This is a genomic window from Stenotrophomonas sp. C9D9, assembly GCF_056491205.1.
In genome coordinates this window covers 1,019,497-1,038,819 of the sequence record NZ_JBSZIF010000006.1, presented here as the reverse complement: position 1 = coordinate 1,038,819, position 19,323 = coordinate 1,019,497, and the positions used below count along the sequence as shown (strand labels likewise).

The following is a 19,323-nucleotide window of genomic DNA, read 5'->3' as shown; positions in this document are numbered from 1 at the left end:
ATCCCTTCCGCAGGAAGGGCTCTGACCCCGTGAAGGGATGCGTGCCTGGGGTCGGAGCCCTTTCCTTTGGAAAGGGATCCAACCCCGTGTGTGCAGGCCGCCTAACGTCATTACCAGCGGTCATGTGGGTGGCCGGATGTTACGGCTGGGTGACGCGATCCCGCCTGTCGCGGTGGGTGAACAGGCCCTTGAATGGAAGCGTGTTTCCGGCCCACCCCCACGAGCCCCCATGCCTGCCGCCTACGCCCCAGTCCTGAGCACTCTTGCCGTCCTGATCGCAGCCGCCCTCGCTGCGACGCCCAGCCATGCCGCGGAAGCCGATGCGGATCCTGCCACCATCGCGGCGACGGCCAATGTTGCTGCATCCACGCTGGATGCGGTGGTGGTGACCGGCTCACGCACCAGCACGCGCACGGTAAAGAACAGTTCCACACCGATCGACGTGATCTCCGCCGAGGACCTCTCTGCTACCGGGCAGGGCAACCTGCTGGAAGCGCTGCAGCGCAGCCTGCCGTCGCTGAGCCAGATCGGTGGCTACCAGAGTGATCAGGAAAGCCTCATCCGCGGCTATCAGCTGCGCAACCTGTCGCCGGGCTACACACTGGTACTGGTCAACGGCAAGCGCCGCAATGCCAGTGCCTATGTGAGCGGTGCCAATGGGGGCGGCTTCCCCGGCCATGCCTGGGCGGACCTGGCGTTGATTCCGGTCTCGGCCATCGACCATGTGGAAGTACTGCGCGATGGCGCTTCGGCCATCTACGGTTCGGATGCGATCACCGGCGTGGTCAACGTGATCCTGAAATCGCAGGCACACGGTGGTGATGTGTCGGTGGAGAGCGGGCAGAGCATCGATGGTGATGGTTCGCGTACCAGCGTGCGCGCCAACGTCGGCCTGCCGTGGGGCGAGGATGGCTTCATCAACCTGTCCGGTGAGACCACCCGCCAGCACCATGCGATCCGCACCCGCCGCTACATCGATGGCTACCTGAGCTACCCGGCGGTGGACGGCAGCGGCAATCTGGTGGCGCTGCGGCCGAACAATCGATTGCCAGCAGGTGCTGCGCCGAACCCGGCCGAGGCCAGCCGCAATGCCGAAGCCAATACCATCCTCAGCTCGCCGTCGTATGCGTTGAAGGCCTTCGCGGTGAACGTGGGCCATGGTCTGGGTGAGAGCGCGCAGTTCTACGCCAACGCCACGGCCAGTGACCGCACCGCGCAGGCGATCCAGAATTTCCGCCTGCCGGCGACGATCTTCACTACTTACAAGGCCCCCGGCGTGCTGAGCGTGTTTCCCGATGGCTTCCTGCCGGTGCTGGAAACCAAGGAGAAGCAGTACACCGGTACGGCCGGTGTGAAAGGCCAGATCGCGGGTTGGGACTACGACGCCAGCCTGACCGGCAACCGCAGCACGGTGCGCACCTATACCCGTAATTCGGTGAACTACTCGCTGCCGTATCTCGGTTCACCCACTGATTTCTATGACGGCAAGCTGGACTACCAGCAGGGCATCGCCAACCTGGACCTGCGGCGTGGCTTCGAGGTGGCGGCGTTTGCTTCGCCGCTGGAAGTGAGCGCAGGCGCCGAGTATCAGCACGAGCAGTACGAGCGCGGGGCGGGGCAGTGGGAGTCGTATACCGGCTTCGGCGCTGCAGCCTTCGTCGGCTATTCCACCGCCGACGCGGTGAAGGCGACCCGCAACAGCAAGGCGGTGTACGTGGGTGCCGCCACCAACATCACCTCGCGCTGGTACCTGGATGCTGCCGCGCGCTGGGAAGACCATTCCGATTTCGGCAGCGTTTCCACCGGCCGCCTGACCACGCGCTTCGATTTCACCGACGCGCTGGGTGTGCGCGCCACGGTCAGCAACGGTTTCCATGCGCCAAGCCTGGGCGCCCAGTACTACCAGGCCACCGGCAGCTGCCCGTGCGGCACCACGCTGGTGGCGCAGGTGTCTTCGCCGGCAGCTCTCGCGCTGGGGGCAACGCCGCTGAAGCCGGAGAAGGCCACCAACTACAGCCTGGGCGTGACCTGGGACCCGAGCCCGGCCTTCCACCTGGCAGTGGATGCCTATCAGATCGACATTCGCGGCCAGCTGGGGCAGTCCAGCCAGATCGGCTACAACGCGCAGGATCCGGCGCGTGTCACCGACAACAGCGGCACGGTGCTGAGTACGGCGCAGAAGAATACGATCGACGCGCTGCTGGGTTCGGCGGGCATCAGCATCCTGCCGGGCGATGCGTTCTACGCCAGCTATTTCACCAACGTGGGCAATACCCGTACACGCGGTGTGGAGCTGACCCTGGAAGCGAACCAGGAAACCGCGTGGGGCAAGCTGCGCTGGAGCTACGCGGCCAATGTCGGCCGTACCACGATCCAGAAGGTCAGCGACATTCCGGTGGCACTGCAGGGCCTGCCGAACATCAACCTGCTGACCAAATCCAGCGAGTACGCGCTGCGCTTCCGCACGCCCAGCTATACGCAGGTGGCGGGACTGGGCTGGCAGAACGGGCGCTGGCGCTCGAACCTGGACTTCACCTACTACGGCCCGATCAAGCGGCTGAACAACGGCGTGGAATACAAGCAGCCGCCGGTGCTGGTGACCAACCTGTCCGGCGGCGTGGAGCTGGGTGGGGGCTGGAGCGCGGCGCTGGGCATCAACAACGTGTTCGACAAGCGCACGCGCAAGGTGCCGGAGTACGCGCGTAGTGCCACCGATGTGGCGAGTATCGAGACCACCTGGGACAGCGGCGATGTGCTGAGCAATGTGGGTGCGTACTGGTATGGGCGGGTCAGTTACCGGTTCTGATCTGGAGCAGTCGAGCATGGCTCGACTCTACAAAAGCGAAAGGCAGCCGGACGTAGTTCGGCATCATCGAGGAGCAGTTCATGTCTTCTGCATTGAAGGTGGTTGCATTGGTGGGGTCACCGACCAGCTCGGCGACGTCGCGCACGTTGTTGCTGGTGCGGCATCTGCTGGCGTCGCTGCAGCAGCGGGTGCACGCCAGCGTGGAGCTGGTGGAGCTGGCGCCGATCGCGCGTTCACTGGGCCAGTCGTTGTCGCGCGATGAGGCGGGGCCGGCAGTGGAGCAGGCACTGCAGGCTATCGAGGCGGCAGAGCTGCTGGTGGTGGCCGCGCCGGTGTATCGCGGCTCGTATCCTGGGTTGTTCAAGCACCTGGTCGACTTCATCGGGCTGGAGGCGCTGGTGGATACGCCGGTGCTGCTGGCAGCGACCGGTGGCAGCGAGCGCCATGCGCTGGTGATCGACCACCAGCTGCGGCCGTTGTTCAGTTTCCTGCAGGCGCACACGCTGCCGATCGGCGTGTATGCCACGCCCGCCGACTTCGAGGGCGAGCGCATCAACAGTGCAGCCTTGCAGGCACGCATCGCGCTGGCGACCGAGCGCGCAGCCGGCCATCTGGCTACGCAGGCGCTGGCCGTGGCGGCGCCGCTGCGACGCATCGCCTGACGCCATAACCGGCAGCGCTTTGCTTATGGCCACGCCGCATTTGCATGGCCGGATCTGACCGCCGATTGTCGCCAGGCATCGCTGCCGCGGCCGCCGACATCTCTAGCATCGATATCGAAGCGGCATCGCATTGCCGGCCCCGATGAGGACGACCCCAGTGACTTTCGACGCAGCAAGCAAACCCATCCTGTTCCTGCTCGACCGTGAGTTCGAGGACGGCCAGATTCCCGGCCAGCGCTTCTTCTGCCGGCACAGCCTGTTGCTGGAGGGCGCGCTGTCGAGCATCGATGGCCTGGACGCGCAGCTGGACGTACGCCGCATCGGCTTTGCCCGGCCGCGCCGGGAGGTGATCGCCGAGATCGGCGAGCAGGACCAGTCGCTGCCGAAGCTGGTGCTGCCTCAAGGCGTGCGCAGCGAACTGGCCAGTGGCGCGCACCAGGACCGCCAGTACATCTCCGGTGCCGAGCCGATCCTGGCCGCGCTGAACGGCTTGCTTGGCATTCCCGTGGCCCACCCCTGAGCGAGGACGCGACCATGAGTTATCAGATCAGCGTGCTGGACAAGAGCCCGGTCGCCGAAGGTGCCTCGCCGGAGCAGGCGCTGCGCAACAGCCTGCAGCTGGCGCAGCGCGCCGAGCAGCTGGGCTACCACCGCTACTGGTTTGCCGAGCACCATGCTGCGCCGACGCTGGCCAGCCCGGCACCGGAAGTGCTGGCTGCGTGGGTACTGGCACAGACCCGGCGCATCCGCATCGGTAGTGGTGGGGTCATGCTGCGCCACTACGCACCCTACAAAGTGGCGGAGAACTTCAACCTGCTGGCAGCGTTGGCGCCAGGGCGCGTCGATCTGGGTGTGGGCAAGGCCCCCGGTGGCCTGCCGGCCTCGACCGCCGCGCTGGCGGCCGGGCGCCCGGCGTTCGCCGACTTCGACCAGCAACTGCGCGACCTGGAAGGCTATCTGTCCGGCGCCGAAACCGAGGCACAGGCACGGCCGGTTCCACAGCAGGTGCCGGAACGTTTCCTGCTCGGCGCCAGCCCGCAGAGCGCAAACCAGGCGGCCGAGCTCGGCTGGCGCTTCGTCTACGCCGCGCACTTCGATGGTGACCCAAAGCATATCGAGGCCGCGTTCGATGCCTACCGCAGCGCTTCCACGCAGCCACCGCTGCTGGCCACGGTGGCCTTCGCCGCGCCGACCGCCGAAGCCGCGGCGCGTCATATCGGTGCGCTGCGCGTCTACAAGCTGCACCTCGGTCCCGGGCAGACGGTGAATCTGCCCAGCTCCGAAGCAGCTGCCGAGTACGCGCGCCAGGTGGGCGTGGCCGACTTCCGCATCGAAGAAACGCGCCCCAGCGTGCTGTCCGGTGATGCGCAGCACGTGCGTGACGAACTGGACGCACTGCACCGGCGTTTCGGCGTGGGCGAATTCATCCTCGATGCACCGGTGGCCGACCTGGACGCACGCCTGACATCCCTTGAACTGCTGTCGCCCGCGCCACGCGCGGCGGTGGCCTGACCTGCAGGAGCGATTCCCATGAGCACGACCCCGCGCCACATTCCGTTCGGCATCATGCTGCAGGGCCCCGGCAGCCACATGCATGCCTGGAAGCACCCGTCCAATCCAGCGGATGCCAGCGTCAACCTGCAGTTCTACATCGACATCGCGCGCACCGCCGAGGACAACGGCATCGCCTTCGGCTTCGTGGCCGACGGCCTGTACATCAACGAGAAGTCGATCCCGCACTTCCTCAACCGCTTCGAGCCGATCTCGCTGCTGTCGGCGCTGGCCACGGCGACGAAGAAGATTGGCCTGGCCGGCACGCTGTCGACCTCCTACAGCGACCCGTTCACCGTGGCCCGCCAGTTCGCTTCGCTGGACCTGCTCAGCGGCGGTCGCGCCGGCTGGAACGTGGTGACGTCGCCGTTGGAGGGGTCGGGGCGCAATTACGGCCGCCCCCACCCCGAGCATGCGCTGCGCTACCAGATCGCCGACGAGTACCTGGAGGTGGTGCAGGGGCTGTGGGATTCCTGGGATGACGATGCCTTCGTGCGTGAGCGCGACACCGGCACGTTCTTCGCGCCGGAAAAATTCCGCCGCCTCGACCACAAGGGACGCTTTTTCCAGGTGGAAGGGCCGCTCAACATCCAGCGTTCGCCGCAGGGCCAGCCGGTGATCTTCCAGGCCGGTTCGTCCGACGATGGCATCGCGCTGGCCGGCAAGTATGCCGATGCGGTGTTTACCCATTCGCCGTCGCTGGAAGAAACCCGCGCGTTCACCCAGAAGGTGAAGAACTCGGCGATCGCGCACGGCCGCAGCGGCAACGACGTGAAGATCTTCCCGGGCATCGGTCCCATCGTCGGCCGCACCGCGGAGGAGGCTGAAGCCAAGTACCAGGCGATCGCCGCGCTGGCCACGCTGGAGGATGCGCTGGCGTACCTGGGGCGCTTCTTCGACCACCACGATTTCAGCCAGTACGATCCGGACGCACCGTTCCCGGAGCTGGGTGACATCGGCAGCAACTCGTTCCGTTCCACCACCGATCGCATCAAGCAGGACGCGCGCGAGAAGGGCCTGAGCCTGCGCCAGGTGGCACTGGAAGCGGTGAGCCCGCGACCGAATTTCATCGGCACGCCGGAACATGTGGCCGACGAGTTGATCCGGTGGTTCGATGCCGGTGCCAGCGACGGCTTCATCCTCGGTTTCGCGGCACAGCGCGAAGGCCTGGACGATTTCGTGACCCAGGTGCTGCCGATCCTCCAGGTGCGCGGCTACCACCAGCGTGAGCTGGAAGGGCAGACGCTGCGCGCGCATCTGGGCCTGCCGTACAAGGCCAGCCGCCATTCGACCGACGCCGAGCCGGCGCGGAAGGCAGGGTAAGGCGATGAGCGGAGAAAGCGCGGTAGCACCGGGCCATGCACAGCGGAATTCCCGAACGACGGGCATATTGCCCGACATCGCGGCGCGCGCCGAGGCGGCCATCGCGATCCGCCATGACCTGCACCGGCACCCGGAGCTGGCCTTCGAGGAACACCGCACCAGCGCACGCGTGGCCGAGCTGTTGCAGCAGTGGGGTTATGAGGTCACCGCCGGCCTCGGCGGCACCGGCGTGGTCGGCACGCTGCAACGCGGGCAGGGCAGCCGTCGCCTCGGCCTGCGCGCCGACATCGATGCACTGCCGATCCACGAGGATTCCGGATTGGCGTACGCCAGCCAGACCGAGGGGTTGATGCATGCCTGCGGCCACGATGGGCACACCGCCATCCTGCTGTCCGCGGCGCACTACCTGGCCCATCACGGCCGCATCGACGGCACCCTGCAGCTGGTGTTCCAGCCCGCTGAGGAAACCGGTTCGGGTGCTTCGAAGATGATCGCCGATGGCCTGTTCGAGCGCTTCCCGGTGGATGCGATCTATGGGCTGCACAACTGGCCGGGTGTGCCGGTGGGGCACTTCGGCTTCGTCGACGGTCCGGCGATGGCATCGGTGGACTGGGCGCGGCTGAAGGTGATCGGCAAGGGCGGCCACGGTGCCGAGCCACAGGGCAGCGTCGACCCGATCCTGGCGGCGGCGCACATCGTCACCGCGCTGCAGAGCGTGGTGTCGCGCAACGTCGATCCGCGGCAGATGGGCGTGGTCACCGTCGGTTCGATCCACGGCGGGCAGGCCGCCAATGTGATTCCGGACGTGGTCGAGCTGAAGCTGACCGTGCGCGCCTATCTGCCGGAAGTGCGCGACACGCTGCGGCGCCGGGTCACCGAGATCGCCGAGCAGACCGCGGCCGCCTTCGGCGCGCGCGCCGAGATCGCGTTTCCGCGTGGCTTCCCCAGCGTGATCAACCATCCACGGCAGACCGCCTACATCCGCGACGTGGCCGTACAGGGCTTCGGCAGCGAACAGGTGGTGCCGGAGTTCGCGCCGCGCACGGCCAGCGAAGACTTCGCCTTCCTGCTGCAGGCGCGGCCCGGGAGTTTCGTGTTCGTCGGCAACGGCGACAGCGCACCGTTGCACAGCCCGCGCTATGTGTTCAACGACGCCGCCATCGCACCGGCCGCCAGCCTGTGGGCGCGGCTGGCCGAAGACTATCTGGTGAAGGACGTGGCATGAGCAGCAACGAACGCTTCCTCTATACCTCGGTGGACGATCCACTGGCGCGGCCTCTGTTCGATGGGCTGGAACAGGAGTACGACAGCCGCTACGCCGACGTGCGCCGGCGCATCGGCGGCAGTGCCCGCGAGGAGCTGCAGCGCTACCCGGCGCAGGCGTTCGCGGCGCCGGTAGGGGCGTTCGTGCTGCTGCTGCGCGAGGGTGTGGCGATCTCCGGCGGTGCCTTCATGCCGCACCGCGATCCGGATACCGCCGAATTCAAGCGCATCTGGACGCTGCCGGGGCTGCGCCGCCAGGGCATCGCGCGTCGCGTGCTGCAGGAGCTGGAAGACCAGGCGGCGCGGCAAGGGTACCGGCGGGTGTTCCTGACGACCGGCTTCCGTCAGCCTGAAGCCGTCGGCCTGTACCTCAGCCACGGCTACACCGCGCTGTTCGACCTGCAGGCCGACCCGGAAACCATCGCGCATCTGCCGTTCGAGAAGCACCTGAGCGTATCGGCGCCGGTCGTTGTGCCAGAACAGGCCGTGCTGCATGGAGCGCACGCATGAGTACGCCTTCGACCGCGCTGGATGGCATTGCCGCACGCCCGGCGCCAGCACCGGCGTTGAAGATCGTGCCGGCCCGGCATCCACTGCAGGTGGTCGGAACCCTTCTGGCGTTGGCGCTGATCCTGATCGGGCTGCAATCGGTGCTGGGCAACCCGCGCTGGGGTTGGGGCACATTCGCCGAGTGGTTCTTTGCACGCCCGGTGCTGGAAGGCCTGGGCCGCACGCTGCTGCTGACCGCGCTCGGTACCGGTCTTGGCTTTGCGCTGGGCACCTTGCTGGCGCTGGCCCGGGTGTCCGGCTCACCACTGCTGTCGGCGGTGTCGTGGGGCTATGTATGGTTGTTCCGTTCGATCCCGCTGCTGGTGCTGTTGCTGCTGCTGAACAACCTGGGCTACCTGTACAGCACCATCGAAATGGGCGTGCCGTTCACCGGCATCAGCCTGTTCTCGTACCCGACCACGCAGCTGATCGGTGTGTTCACCGCCGCAGTGCTGGGCCTCACCTTGAACCAGGCCGCGTTCTCGGCCGAGGTGATCCGCGGTGGCATTCTGTCGGTCGACCACGGCCAGTACGAGGCTGCGGCCGCGCTTGGCCTGCCACGTGGCCGCCAGGTGCGCCGCATCATCCTGCCGCAGGCGATGCGCTCGATCCTGCCGGCAGCGTTCAACGATGTGATCGGCCTGGCCAAGAGCACCTCGGTGGTCTACGTGCTGGCGCTGCCGGAGCTGTTCTACACGGTGCAGGTGATCTACCGGCGGAACCTGGAAGTGGTGCCGCTGCTGATGGTGGCCACGGTCTGGTACCTGGTGATCCTCACCGTGCTGTCGCTGCTGCAGCGACGCGTGGAGCAGCGCTTTGCGCGCGGCCAACTGCAGCGCGAGCGCTCGGTATCGCGTGTCTCGTCACCGACGTTCGCCACAGGTGAGGCTGCACCGCGCGTGGTCAATCGCCCGCGCATCGCCGCGCAGGTTGAAGCGGGTGAGGGGGCATCGGTGTCGCTGCATGGTGTAGGCAAGGTGTTCGGCGACCAGCCGGTGCTGGAAGACGTGAACCTTGACCTGCGCGCGGGCAGCGTGACCGTGCTGATCGGCCCGTCCGGTGCCGGCAAGTCCACGCTGCTCCGGCTGATCAACCACCTGGAACGTGCCGACAGCGGTTACGTGACCGTGGGCGGCCAGCTGATCGGCTACCGCCGCGACGGCGACACCCTGTACGAGCTGCCGGAGCGCGAGATCCGCCGCCGTCGTGCGGAAGTGGGCATGGCGTTCCAGGGCTTCAACCTGTTCCCGCACCTGACCGCGCTGGAGAACATCATCGAGGCGCCGATCGCGGTGCGCGGCGTGCACCGCGCGCAGGCCGAGCAGCAGGCGCGCACGCTGCTGGAACGGGTTGGCCTGGCCGACAAGGCCGATGCCTTCCCGCGCCAGCTGTCCGGCGGCCAGCAGCAGCGCATCGCGATTGCCCGCGCGCTGGCGCTGCAACCCAAGGTACTGCTGTTCGACGAACCCACTTCGGCGCTGGACCCGGAACTGGTGGCCGAGGTGCTGAGCGTGATCGAGGAGCTGGCCAGCTCCGGTACCACGCTGGTGATCGTCACCCATGAGCTGAGCTTCGCCCGCCGCGTGGCCGACCACGTGGTGATGATGGACCAGGGGCGGGTGATCGAGCAGGGCACGCCCGAGGCGCTGTTCGAACGTCCGCGCCAGCAACGCACCGCCGATTTCCTGGCCAAGACCCTGTAACTGCGAAAGGAACACCATGAGCCCTGCAGCACCGCGTCGCCCCTCGCGCAGCACCCTGTTGATCGTGGGTGTGCTGGTCATCGGCATCGCCGGCATCGTCTACTCGCGCGTGCGGCAGGCACCGGACGCGAGCACCGTGGCCGCGACCAGCCTGGCCGGTGCGAACACGGCGGTGCTCAAGGGCACCTTCGATCCGAAGGCGCAGGCATTGATTCCCGCCGGCTACCGCTTCGTCACGCCCGGCACGTTCACCGTGGCCACGCATCCGGGGCAGCTGCCGCTGGCCGACTACGGCGCCGACAGCAAGGACGTGGTCGGTATCGAGCCGGACATCGCACGGCTGATCGCCGATGGGCTGGGCCTGAAACTGGTGATCGTGCCGGTGGCGTGGGCGGACTGGCCGTTGGGGTTGGAATCAGGCAAGTACGATGCGGTGCTGTCGAACGTAACGGTTACCGAAGAGCGCAAGAAGAAGTTCGATTTCTCCAGCTACCGTTATGATCTGCTGGGAATCTACACGCGCACTGATGGGCCGATCCAGAAGATCGAAAAGCCGGCCGACGTTGCCGGGCTGAAGGTGGTGGTCGGTGCCAGCACCAACCAGGACCAGATCCTGCGGCAGTGGGACCAGCAGAACATTGCGGCCGGCTTGAAGCCGGTGGAGTACCAGTACTTCGATGACGCCGTGGTTGGGCGGCTGGCGGTGATCACCGGCCGAGCCGATGTCTCGTTCGAGCCCAATGCTACTGGTGCCTATTCGGCGCGGGACGGCAAGGTGCGGCGTGTGGGCCTGTTCCCCGGAGGCTGGCCGAACGCCGCAGCGATCTCGGTGACCACGCGCAAGGGCAGCGGCCTGGCCGACGCGGTGACGCAGGCATTGAACACCCAGATCAGCAGCGGTACCTATGCGCAGGCATTGGCGCGCTGGAACGTGGCCGAGGAGGCCGTGCCGCAGTCGCAGACCAACCCGCCAGGGTTACCGACGCTCTGACGCCGGGCATGGCCCGGCGCTACCGCTGCTTTTGTAGAGCCGAGCCATGCTCGGCTGCAGTTCGCGCGGTGCGCGGTGAGTCGAGCATGGCTCGACTCTACAAGAGCATCCACGCATGGCGTGGATCTACTCGCGGAGTGTGCATTTTGTAGAGCCGAGCCATGCTCGGCTGCTCTACCAACGCGCCTCCAGCGTTTTGAACGGCTTTGCCAGCCGAACACCTTCGGCATCGAAGTCGGAAACGCTGCGTCCATCCACGCGCACAGACTTCGGCGCGGTCCGGTTCGGCCACCACATGCGCACGGCGGTGTCCTTGCGCAGCCCCTCGCCAAGCGCCACCGTCAGCACCCCGTCGCGCTGCCGCGCCTGCATCTGCAACGTGCCATACGCGGTCGGCAAGCGCTCCACCGCCAACCCTTCCCCCGCCACCCAAGAGGGCGGTGTGCCCGGCAGCAGCGACAGTGCGTCATCGTCCTCGCGCATCAGCATGCCGAACAGCGTGCGGCCGTATTCGGCACCGATCCAGGTATGCGGCATGTCGCCGAGGTAGCGCGGGAAGCGCAGCCGTGAATGCACTACTTCGGCCAGCACCTGCCATTCACGCGGGCGCCGGTCGTGAAGCAGGCCCTGCAACAGCTCGTCAGCCACGTCCGGCTGGCCAAGATGCACATAGCTCAGCACGTTGCGGATCTCGTACGGCGTGTAGGCGTACAGCGCACCGGGCTGGCTGCGCTTTCGCACGTCTTCCAGGTAGCGGGCGAAGGTGGTCCGCAACGCATCCGCCGGCAACACGTTCTGCGCGCCGGTCGGGTCCAGTGCGATCGACACGCCCGTGGGATCGCCATCGCCCAGATCTGCCGAGGACGGGATGAAGTCGATGCCCTTCCACGCCATCGTGGCGCGGATCGAGGCGTGCAATGCGTCGTACAGCGCTTTGTACTGCTGACGTGCCCAGGTGGCGGTCTCGTGGTCACCCAGCGACTCGGCCAGCCACGCTCCGTCGTGCCACCCCTTCAGGCCCCAGTAGTCATCCCAGTAGCTGTGGGTGGGCGACGGATAGCCTTCATGGCTGATCGACGGCGCAAGAATGCCCGCGAATCGCTCCGGCGCGGGCTGGTCGGCCTTGTAACCGGGCACCAGCGTGCGCTCGCGCAGTTCCTGCAGGAAGCGCAGTGCGGCCTTCACTTTCGGCAGGTAGTCACGCACCGACTCGGGCCCACCATCCAGGCGTGCAACGTCGGCAACCAGCGCCACATACTGGCCCTGGCTGTCGTACTCGATATCCGAACCGAAGCCGGTGTTGACGCTGCCATCGTCGTTGAGGATCGGCGAAACCAGGCCATTGGCATGCACGCCGTGCGCGCTGTACCAGGCCAGGTAATCACGCGCGACGCGGGCTTCACCCATGCGCAGCAGCACCGCCGACGTGGCCATGCCATCGCGGATGAAGGAGCGGTTGTAGTTGCGCGGGCCCGGTTGCATGGCCGGGCCGGTCTGGTTGATCAGCATGTAGGCAGCCTGTGCGCGCAGCATGTCGACCAGCGAGGGATCGGGCAGGCGCAGGCCGACCTGGCCCAGCCGCGCCTGCCAATCTGCGGACGCCTGCGTGGCCAGCGTATCGAACGCCGCATTGGCATCACGGGGCAGCGTGGCCAGGCCAAGCGCAGGCGCTTCGGGCAGCACGCCGTTGGCATCGGTGGCGGCGGTGCCCAGCGGGAACGCGACCACGATGGCATCGCTGGCTCCCGGCGCCAGCGACACGCGGTAGTTGAGCGCGGCGGCGGCAAGACCCTGGTCATCACGTGCCTGCTGCGAGGAAGGCAGTTCGCCGGCAGCGATGTCCGCGGTGATCTCCGTTGCGCCGTCCTTCCCGAACGGCGCCACGCCGGACGCAGCCACCGGCGTGAGCGAGTGCAGCAGCGTGCGGCCATTGATGCGCACGGCCTGTCCGTCGATGCGCACCTCGCGGATCGGCGACAGCCCGCCGTTCTGCCACGGCGGATTCATCTGCATGGGGCGGACGACCAGGCTGAGCGTGCCGTCGATCCGGGTACTGCCGGTGTTGTGCAGTCGATGGCGGAGGAAGGTCACCGGCTGGCCATCGCGCTCTATGGCGAACACCTCACTGCGCAGCTCCAGCCCGGGCTGCGGCGACCAGGTGGCCGAAGGCATAGGCTTCCAGCCATCACGCAGGGCGTGCTGTACGGGCTGCCCGGCGGCACCTGCAGCGCGCCCGTCGGCGCTTCGCCAGAGTGGCTGTACCAGCGGCGCACCCTTGAATGCTTCCAGGTTGCCGTATTCGTCGAAGATGGATTTCTGCCGCCCTGCGTGCACGCCAACGGCGGTCCAGTAGGTCTGCTGCATCTGCAGCGACGCCGGGAACAGCGCACGCTGCGCGCCGCTGGCGGCGATCTGGTAGCGCTTCATCGGTGTCATCACGGCTTTCGGGCCAAGTAGGCGCAGGCGCGCGATCTGCGGGGCTGCACCGTCCACGCTCAGGCGGAATGCACGTAGAGGTTGTGCCGTATCAGCGGCTAGCCAACTCTGCCGATGGCTGGCCGCCTGTGCATCGTGTGCGAGATCCTGCCAGCGGCCCTGTGCGTCCTGCGCCTGCAAGCGGGCGGCGCCGCGCCCGCCGTCGGCCCAGTCGACCGCGAGACCGGCTGTGGACTGGACGCGAGGCAGCATGATCTCGAGCGTATGGGATCCACCTTTTCCGGCTGGAACCGCGACGGTGCCGCCGCCTTGCCAGAGCGCCGCTGCCTGCGTTGCATCGACACCGCTGATGCGTGCGCTGAGCGTGCTGTCCAGCGGCTCCATCTCGAAGATCGACACGCCCCAGTCGGACGTGCGCTGCGGGCTGGCCAGCCGCAGGTAGCGCGCCTGTCGCGGCGCGAAGTACAGCGTTTCCACGTCGCCCAGCGAATCGGCCATCGTGTACGCGGTCTGCCACTGCGTTCCGTCCAGCGAGGTCTGCAGTGAATAGCCCTCTGGATTGGAGACATCCCAGGTAAGCCGTGCGCCCGCCAGCAGCGTCGGTGCGCCCAGATCGATCTGGAACCAGTGGCCCGGACTGAAGGCACCGCCGGTGACGGTCTTCGGGTCGCCGTCGATCAGGTGGCTGATCGCCATCGCCGGTACCTGCTGCGAGGAAGCGCTGGCCTGCCATTGGCTGCGCGAGGGGAGGGTCTGTGCCTGTGCGCTGAAGGCCAGCGCGGCCAACAGCAGGGCAGCGGCAGGGTGCAACGGAAAAGGCGGCGTGGAGACCTTGGAGCGTTCGGCGCGCAACGTCATTACGGACAGCCTCGCAGGTTCGGCCGGAATCGGGCGAGCGCTACGCTAGCAAGGGATGTAATCGGTTACATGACGCACTGCAATAGGTCGCGGATACTGGGCCGGCAGCCTCGTTCACCGGTTCAAGGCGCGATCACCATCGATGGTTGGCTGACGGATGTGGCTCTGGACGGCTGCCGGTTGGCCCCTATCCTGACTGGCAACGACCACCGATCTGAAATGGATTGATGATGGAATTCAGTTTCACGCTGATGTACCGAGTGCCTGATACCGGAAAAGATCTCAGTGCATTTGAGCGAGCTCTTGCAGAGGTGGGATGCGACGATGCGCTGCTGGGCAGTGGTTCGCCAGGCGTGTTGGCGTTGCGATTCCAGCGAGAGGGCACAGCCGCAGACGATGTCGCGCGTGCCGCATGCGTGCAGGTTCAGAGTGCGGTACCGGAAGCCAAATTGATAACCGTGCATGTCGATGTCAGCAATCCTGCCAGCGCCTCCACTTGCGGTGGCTCAAGAGCTGAGCCTGTTTGACGTCCACGGCACATTCTTCGGAAGCAGCCGAGCATGGCTCGGCTCTACATGGTTTCCGGCAGGTCACGCGCACCCGCTGTTACAGCTCCACCATCTCCCACCAGCGCGTACCCGCCTGCGGCGCCTGCATGTCCAGCGCTTCGCCCATCATCGGCGTGGCCACCGGAACATTCTTCGCGGCCGCCAGGGCGGTGATGCGCTCGAATGGCTGCTGCCATTCATGCAGGGCCAGGTCGAAGGTGCCGTTGTGGATCGGCAGCAGCCACCTGCCGCGCAGGTCCAGGTGCGCCTGCAGGGTCTGTTCGGGCTGCATGTGCACGAACGCCCAGCGTGGATCGTAGGCACCGGTCTCGATCATGGTCAGATCGAACGGGCCGTACTTCTCGCCGATGGCCTTGAAGCCGTCGAAGTAGCCGGTGTCGCCGCTGAAGAAGATGCGGAAGTCGCCGTCCTGAATCACCCATGACGCCCACAGGCTGCGGTCACTGTCGCCCAGCCCGCGGCCGGAGAAATGCTGCCCCGGGGTGGCGGTCAGGCGCAGGCCGCTGGCTTCGGTCGACTGCCACCAGTCCAGCTGTTCCACCTTGCTGGCGTCCACGCCCCAGGCAATCAACTGATCGCCCACACCCAGCGGTGCGATGAAGCGCGCGGTCTTGCCGGCCAACTGCATCACCGCGGCATGGTCGAGATGATCGTAGTGGTTGTGCGAGAGGATCACGCCGGCGATCGGCGGCAGGTCGTCGATGCTGATCGGCGGTGCATGGAAGCGGGCCGGGCCCATCCACTGCACCGGCGAGGCGCGCTCGGAGAACACCGGATCGGTCAGCCAGTACTGGCCACGCAGCTTCAGCAGGATCGTGGAGTGTCCCAGCCGGAACAGGCTGCGATCCGGCGCGGCGTCCAGGGTGGCGCGGTCCAGCGGCAGCACCGGAATGGGGTGCGCCGGGACGGTGCCCTTGGGCTTGTTGAACAGGAACGTCCACCAGATCTCCGCACCATCGCGCAGGCCCATCGCAGGACGCGGCAGGGCATTGCGGAACTTGCCGTCGCGGTATTGCGGCGAATCGGGGAAGTCGGGGAGGGACCAGGACTTGCAGAAGGTGTAGGCGGTCACGGCGAGGATTCCGAGCAGGAGGACAAGGAGCAGGCGCTTCATGGGTGACGTCCGCAGGGTACACTGCACAGTGTAGTTTCGTGTTTTTCAAAAGTACACTGTCGGGTGTAAAATGGTGGCGTCCGTTCAGCTACCCGGTTCCCGCCATGTCCCGTGCCCCGCAACGCCTGACCGACCGCAAACGCGAAGCCATCGTGCGCGCAGCGGTGGAGGAGTTCCGTGCATCGGGCTACGAGGCGACCAGCATGGACCGCATCGCCGAGGTGGCCGGGGTCTCCAAGCGCACCGTCTACAACCACTTCCCGAGCAAGGAAGCGCTGTTCTCGATGATCCTGGAGGAGCTGTGGGAGCGCAGCGTGGCCAGCGACGCACTGCCGTATCGCGCGGACCAGCCGTTGCAGGCGCAGCTGCTGCAGTTGCTGGGCCAGAAGCTGGACCTGCTCAGCGACGGGAATTTCATCGACCTGGCGCGGGTCGCGATGGCCGAGATCATCCACTCACCGGAACGGGCGCAGGCCATCGTCTGCCGCATGGGCGAGAAGGAAAGTGGCGAGAGCGCATGGATCCGCGCCGCAATCGCCGATGGCCGGCTGCGCAAGGTCGATCCGGAGTTCGCCGGCCACCAGCTGCATGGGCTGGTGAAGAGCTTCGCGTTCTGGCCGCAGGTGACGATGGGGCAGCCGCCGTTGAACGCACAGGAACGCGCACGCGTCGCCGAATCGGCGGTGGCCATGTTCCTGGGTTTCTACGCCGTCTAGTTGGCGGCGAAGCGACGGAACTCGTCGGCCGGTAGCGCTGCCGAGTACAGATAGCCTTGGCCGACATCCACCCCAAGTGCGCGCAGTTGCTGTTCCTGCGCCAGGGTTTCAGTGCCCTCGGCCACCACGATCGCACCGCAGCGGTGCGCGACTTCGACGATGAAGCGCACGATCGACTGCGACTTGGCGTCGGACAGCGTGGCGATCAACGCCTGCTCGATCTTGACCTCGGCGATGGCCAGCTGCGAAAGCAGGATCAGGGTCGAATAGCCCGCGCCGAAATCATCCAGCGACAGGGTGACCCCGGCTGCCAGCAGCTGTGCGATGTTGGCATCGACCACGTCGCGCTCGACGATCTCGGTCCACTCGACGATTTCCAGCCGCAGCATCGCACCGGGGATGTCGTGCAGCTGCAGCAGCTCCTGCAGGCGCAGACCGAAGTCGGGCAGGCGCAGGGATTCGGCTGACACATTGACTGCGATGGTCAGCGCCGCGCCGTCCTGCCGGCAGTGCTGCAGGAAGTGCACCGCCGACTGCAGCGTTGCCCATTCCAGGTCTGCCAGCCGGCCCTGCCGACGCAGCAGCGAGATCACCCGCATGGGTGCAATCGGCCGGCCTTCGCCATCGCGCATGCGCAGCAGTGCTTCGGCGCCAACCAGCTGGCGATCGTGCAGGCGATGCTTGGGCTGGTAGCACAGCGGGGCGTCACCCTGCCGCAGCCAGCGCTCGAGCGCGACCTCGATCAGCGCATCGATCTCGCTGTCACGCTGGATCGGGTCATCGAAGAACACCACGCCCGACTCGATCGCGCTCAGTGCGAGGGTAATCGCACGGAACGGCAGGTGACCTTCATCGGTGGCGGTCGGTGGTTTCAGTTCGACCACCGCGCAGCGGAACAGTGGTCGGAAGCCCGGCCAGTCGCGGCCGACGCGGTCGGCAAGATTGCAGGCCAGCTCGGTGATATGGGCCTGGATGCGCAGCTCGGTCAAGGACATGCCGCGTACCAGGATCGCCAGCGCGGCGTCGCCGAACTGATAGACCTCCACATCGTCCACTGGAAGCGATGGCAGCAACCGGTGGACCTCCGCCGGCGTATCGCGATGCCATAGTCCGTTGTCCTGTAGCGGGCCGTAGCGCAGGCGCAGATCGCGCTGGTTGCCCATTTCGACCACCACCAGGCAGGCTTTGCCGAGGCCGTCGTTGTCGCGCCAGAAATGCTGCAGCCGTTCGCCCAGCGCCCGCATGTTGGGCAGGCCGCTGATCGGGTCGACGCGCAGCCAGGCCTGTTCGCGCTGGCGCTGCGCATCGATCTGGGCATCGTTGTAGACCAGCGCGAACACTGCGCCGAGCATCAGCAGTGAGACCGGCAGTGCCAACAGGCGCTGGATCGCCAGTTCGGCCACCGGCAGCTGGTCGGCGCCAATGATCGCCACACCCAGTGCCAGGCCCAGAGCGGTCATCCCGATGCGCACGGACCACGCCTGCAGGATCATGCGGGGCGAGAGCTCGTTGAGCATGCGTGGGTGCAGGCGCCTGCGCAGCCAGACACCGGCCATCATCTGCAACGCGGCCTCAAGGCTGGCAGGCAGGAAGAACTGGGTGCCGACGAACTGGTAGCGGGCCAGCAGGGCGGCGGCCAGGCAGGCCAGGCCGCCACGCCATCCGCCGAGCAGGCCACTGACCAGCAGGATGTCGAAGCCGAGGTGCAGCTTGACCACGCCCTGGGTGTAACGGGCCACGAACCAGGAATTGAACAGGTAGATCAGGCCCAGTGCCACGCCGACATACAGGCGACGGCCTTCAATGGCGTGCCCGGCGCGACGGGTGGCGATCAGCAGCACGCCGATCATGCCGATCACCGCCGTGGCCTGCAGCAGGTACAGCGGCAGGCTGGGCAGGGCGCTGTCCAGGACCTGGGCCGAGACCCGTGAAAGCGCATCCATAGCAGGTTCCCGCCTGTGACCGACGGCCAGTGACGAGCAGGGTAAACCACGGCCGCGCGCGCGGCCACTGATGCTACCCGGCGTCGCCCACCTGGGTCAGTAGCGCGGGTCGGCAATGGCCGGCAGTACCAGTTCGCGCACGAAGCCGGACGGTGACAGCTGCAGCAGTGCGCGCACCATCGCCACGACATCATGGACCGGCACCAGCTCACCGTCGCCGCGCGCTGCGGCCTCTGCAACCGGCACCGACAGCGCATCGTCGGTGTTGAGGTAGCCCAGCTGCAGGCTGGTCACCGCCAGGCGGCGATCGCGGAAGCCCTCGCGCAGCGCATCGGCGATGCCGTTGAGGGCGAACTTCGAGGCGCCGAACGCCACTTCCGGGCGGCCACTGCGCGGCAGGGCCGAGGTCGAGCCGGTCAGCACCAGCTGCGGGCGCGCTGCGCCCAGTACGCGGGGCAGCAGGCGCTGCAGCAGGACCAGGGTCGCGGTGATGTTGACGTCGACCAGTTGCATGAGTGCCGCATCGCTTTCATCGAGGAAGGCGTACTCGTCGCTGAAGGCCTTGTCTTCCCAGATACCCAGGTTGTGGATCAGCACATCGATATCGGCCGGTGCCTGTGCTGCGATGTGGTCGGCCGCTGCGGTGGGCCGGGACAGGTCTGCTTCGATCCATTGCAGGGTGACGCCGTCAGGGCAGGCGATGCCGCGCGGGCGGGTGCGCGAGACACCAATCACAGTGTCACCCGAGGCACAGAGGCCTTCCACGAACGCGCGTCCCAGGCCCCTGCTGGCGCCGATGATCATCAATTTCATGTTGCTTCCCTGGTTGTGCAGTGGCG

Annotated in this window: 15 protein-coding genes; 11 read left to right on the top strand and 4 right to left on the bottom strand. The window is 66.8% G+C overall.

Annotation, left to right across the window (positions count from 1 at the left end; genetic code table 11):
- Positions 1 to 229 precede the first annotated feature (229 nt).
- The 9 genes from ACXI0D_RS20355 to ACXI0D_RS20315 all read left to right on the top strand — a co-directional run bounded on the left by ACXI0D_RS20355 (position 230) and on the right by ACXI0D_RS20315 (position 10,848).
- Positions 230 to 2,806 carry a TonB-dependent receptor plug domain-containing protein gene (locus tag ACXI0D_RS20355; RefSeq protein WP_479643070.1) on the top strand — a complete coding sequence of 859 codons (2,577 nt, stop codon included), beginning with the start codon at positions 230 to 232 and terminating at the stop codon, positions 2,804 to 2,806.
- Positions 2,807 to 2,886: 80 nt separating this feature from the next.
- Complete coding sequence (msuE, locus tag ACXI0D_RS20350) at positions 2,887 to 3,468, top strand: FMN reductase (protein ID WP_479643069.1); 582 nt, start codon at positions 2,887 to 2,889, stop codon at positions 3,466 to 3,468.
- 142 nt (positions 3,469 to 3,610) lie between these two features.
- Positions 3,611 to 3,988 carry a DUF3088 family protein gene (locus ACXI0D_RS20345; protein ID WP_219626372.1) on the top strand — a complete coding sequence of 126 codons (378 nt, stop codon included), beginning with the start codon at positions 3,611 to 3,613 and terminating at the stop codon, positions 3,986 to 3,988.
- A gap of 14 nt (positions 3,989 to 4,002) precedes the next feature.
- Positions 4,003 to 4,980 (top strand): MsnO8 family LLM class oxidoreductase, encoded by a 978-nt coding sequence (locus ACXI0D_RS20340; RefSeq protein ID WP_119007859.1) that lies wholly within the window; start codon positions 4,003 to 4,005, stop codon positions 4,978 to 4,980.
- 18 nt (positions 4,981 to 4,998) lie between these two features.
- The gene (locus ACXI0D_RS20335) at positions 4,999 to 6,342 is read left to right on the top strand and encodes an LLM class flavin-dependent oxidoreductase (RefSeq protein WP_479643068.1); all 1,344 of its coding nucleotides are present in this window, start codon (positions 4,999 to 5,001) and stop codon (positions 6,340 to 6,342) included.
- Positions 6,343 to 6,346: 4 nt separating this feature from the next.
- A complete protein-coding gene (locus tag ACXI0D_RS20330) occupies positions 6,347 to 7,567 on the top strand; it encodes a M20 aminoacylase family protein (protein ID WP_479643067.1) in 1,221 nt (406 codons plus the stop codon).
- Positions 7,564 to 8,115 (top strand): GNAT family N-acetyltransferase, encoded by a 552-nt coding sequence (locus ACXI0D_RS20325; RefSeq protein WP_432591667.1) that lies wholly within the window; start codon positions 7,564 to 7,566, stop codon positions 8,113 to 8,115. Before ACXI0D_RS20330 ends, ACXI0D_RS20325 begins: the two co-directional genes overlap by 4 nt.
- Positions 8,112 to 9,857, top strand: a complete 1,746-nt coding sequence (locus ACXI0D_RS20320) for an amino acid ABC transporter permease/ATP-binding protein (protein WP_479643066.1) — start codon at positions 8,112 to 8,114, stop codon at positions 9,855 to 9,857. Before ACXI0D_RS20325 ends, ACXI0D_RS20320 begins: the two co-directional genes overlap by 4 nt.
- Positions 9,858 to 9,873: 16 nt before the next feature.
- Positions 9,874 to 10,848: an ABC transporter substrate-binding protein gene (locus ACXI0D_RS20315; RefSeq protein WP_101765347.1), complete on the top strand. Its 975-nt coding sequence runs from the start codon at positions 9,874 to 9,876 to the stop codon at positions 10,846 to 10,848.
- A gap of 174 nt (positions 10,849 to 11,022) precedes the next feature.
- On the opposite strand, the gene ACXI0D_RS20310 is transcribed toward ACXI0D_RS20315, so the two are convergent.
- Positions 11,023 to 14,142 carry a galactose-binding domain-containing protein gene (locus ACXI0D_RS20310; protein WP_479643065.1) on the bottom strand — a complete coding sequence of 1,040 codons (3,120 nt, stop codon included), beginning with the start codon at positions 14,140 to 14,142 and terminating at the stop codon, positions 11,023 to 11,025.
- A gap of 230 nt (positions 14,143 to 14,372) precedes the next feature.
- On the opposite strand from ACXI0D_RS20310, the gene ACXI0D_RS20305 reads away from it, so the two are divergent.
- Positions 14,373 to 14,669, top strand: coding sequence for a hypothetical protein (locus ACXI0D_RS20305; protein WP_197621919.1), 297 nt, complete (start codon positions 14,373 to 14,375; stop codon positions 14,667 to 14,669).
- 79 nt (positions 14,670 to 14,748) lie between these two features.
- Here ACXI0D_RS20305 and ACXI0D_RS20300 read toward each other — a convergent pair whose 3' ends face one another.
- Positions 14,749 to 15,825 (bottom strand): MBL fold metallo-hydrolase, encoded by a 1,077-nt coding sequence (locus ACXI0D_RS20300; RefSeq protein ID WP_479643064.1) that lies wholly within the window; start codon positions 15,823 to 15,825, stop codon positions 14,749 to 14,751.
- Positions 15,826 to 15,929: 104 nt separating this feature from the next.
- Between ACXI0D_RS20300 and ACXI0D_RS20295 the strand changes: the two genes are divergently transcribed.
- Entirely contained in the window at positions 15,930 to 16,541 is a 612-nt protein-coding gene (locus tag ACXI0D_RS20295) for a TetR/AcrR family transcriptional regulator (protein ID WP_049445826.1), read from the top strand.
- On the opposite strand, the gene ACXI0D_RS20290 is transcribed toward ACXI0D_RS20295, so the two are convergent.
- Positions 16,538 to 18,484 carry an EAL domain-containing protein gene (locus tag ACXI0D_RS20290; RefSeq protein ID WP_479643063.1) on the bottom strand — a complete coding sequence of 649 codons (1,947 nt, stop codon included), beginning with the start codon at positions 18,482 to 18,484 and terminating at the stop codon, positions 16,538 to 16,540. The genes ACXI0D_RS20295 and ACXI0D_RS20290 overlap by 4 nt on opposite strands.
- Positions 18,485 to 18,580: 96 nt before the next feature.
- A complete protein-coding gene (locus ACXI0D_RS20285) occupies positions 18,581 to 19,297 on the bottom strand; it encodes an SDR family NAD(P)-dependent oxidoreductase (RefSeq protein WP_479643062.1) in 717 nt (238 codons plus the stop codon).
- Positions 19,298 to 19,323: the final 26 nt, after the last annotated feature.

Bases quoted from the DNA above. Each gene is read 5' to 3' on its own strand.
- ACXI0D_RS20315 (WP_101765347.1), top strand. From the start codon at position 9,874: ATGAGCCCTGCAGCACCGCGTCGCCCCTCGCGCAGCACCCTGTTGATC.
- ACXI0D_RS20355 (WP_479643070.1), top strand. From the start codon at position 230: ATGCCTGCCGCCTACGCCCCAGTCCTGAGCACTCTTGCCGTCCTGATC.
- ACXI0D_RS20335 (WP_479643068.1), top strand. From the start codon at position 4,999: ATGAGCACGACCCCGCGCCACATTCCGTTCGGCATCATGCTGCAGGGC.
- ACXI0D_RS20345 (WP_219626372.1), top strand. From the start codon at position 3,611: ATGAGGACGACCCCAGTGACTTTCGACGCAGCAAGCAAACCCATCCTG.
- ACXI0D_RS20310 (WP_479643065.1), bottom strand. From the start codon at position 14,142: ATGACGTTGCGCGCCGAACGCTCCAAGGTCTCCACGCCGCCTTTTCCG.
- ACXI0D_RS20330 (WP_479643067.1), top strand. From the start codon at position 6,347: ATGAGCGGAGAAAGCGCGGTAGCACCGGGCCATGCACAGCGGAATTCC.
- ACXI0D_RS20320 (WP_479643066.1), top strand. From the start codon at position 8,112: ATGAGTACGCCTTCGACCGCGCTGGATGGCATTGCCGCACGCCCGGCG.
- msuE (WP_479643069.1), top strand. From the start codon at position 2,887: ATGTCTTCTGCATTGAAGGTGGTTGCATTGGTGGGGTCACCGACCAGC.
- ACXI0D_RS20305 (WP_197621919.1), top strand. From the start codon at position 14,373: ATGGAATTCAGTTTCACGCTGATGTACCGAGTGCCTGATACCGGAAAA.
- ACXI0D_RS20290 (WP_479643063.1), bottom strand. From the start codon at position 18,484: ATGGATGCGCTTTCACGGGTCTCGGCCCAGGTCCTGGACAGCGCCCTG.
- ACXI0D_RS20300 (WP_479643064.1), bottom strand. From the start codon at position 15,825: ATGAAGCGCCTGCTCCTTGTCCTCCTGCTCGGAATCCTCGCCGTGACC.
- ACXI0D_RS20295 (WP_049445826.1), top strand. From the start codon at position 15,930: ATGTCCCGTGCCCCGCAACGCCTGACCGACCGCAAACGCGAAGCCATC.
- ACXI0D_RS20285 (WP_479643062.1), bottom strand. From the start codon at position 19,297: ATGAAATTGATGATCATCGGCGCCAGCAGGGGCCTGGGACGCGCGTTC.
- ACXI0D_RS20340 (WP_119007859.1), top strand. From the start codon at position 4,003: ATGAGTTATCAGATCAGCGTGCTGGACAAGAGCCCGGTCGCCGAAGGT.
- ACXI0D_RS20325 (WP_432591667.1), top strand. From the start codon at position 7,564: ATGAGCAGCAACGAACGCTTCCTCTATACCTCGGTGGACGATCCACTG.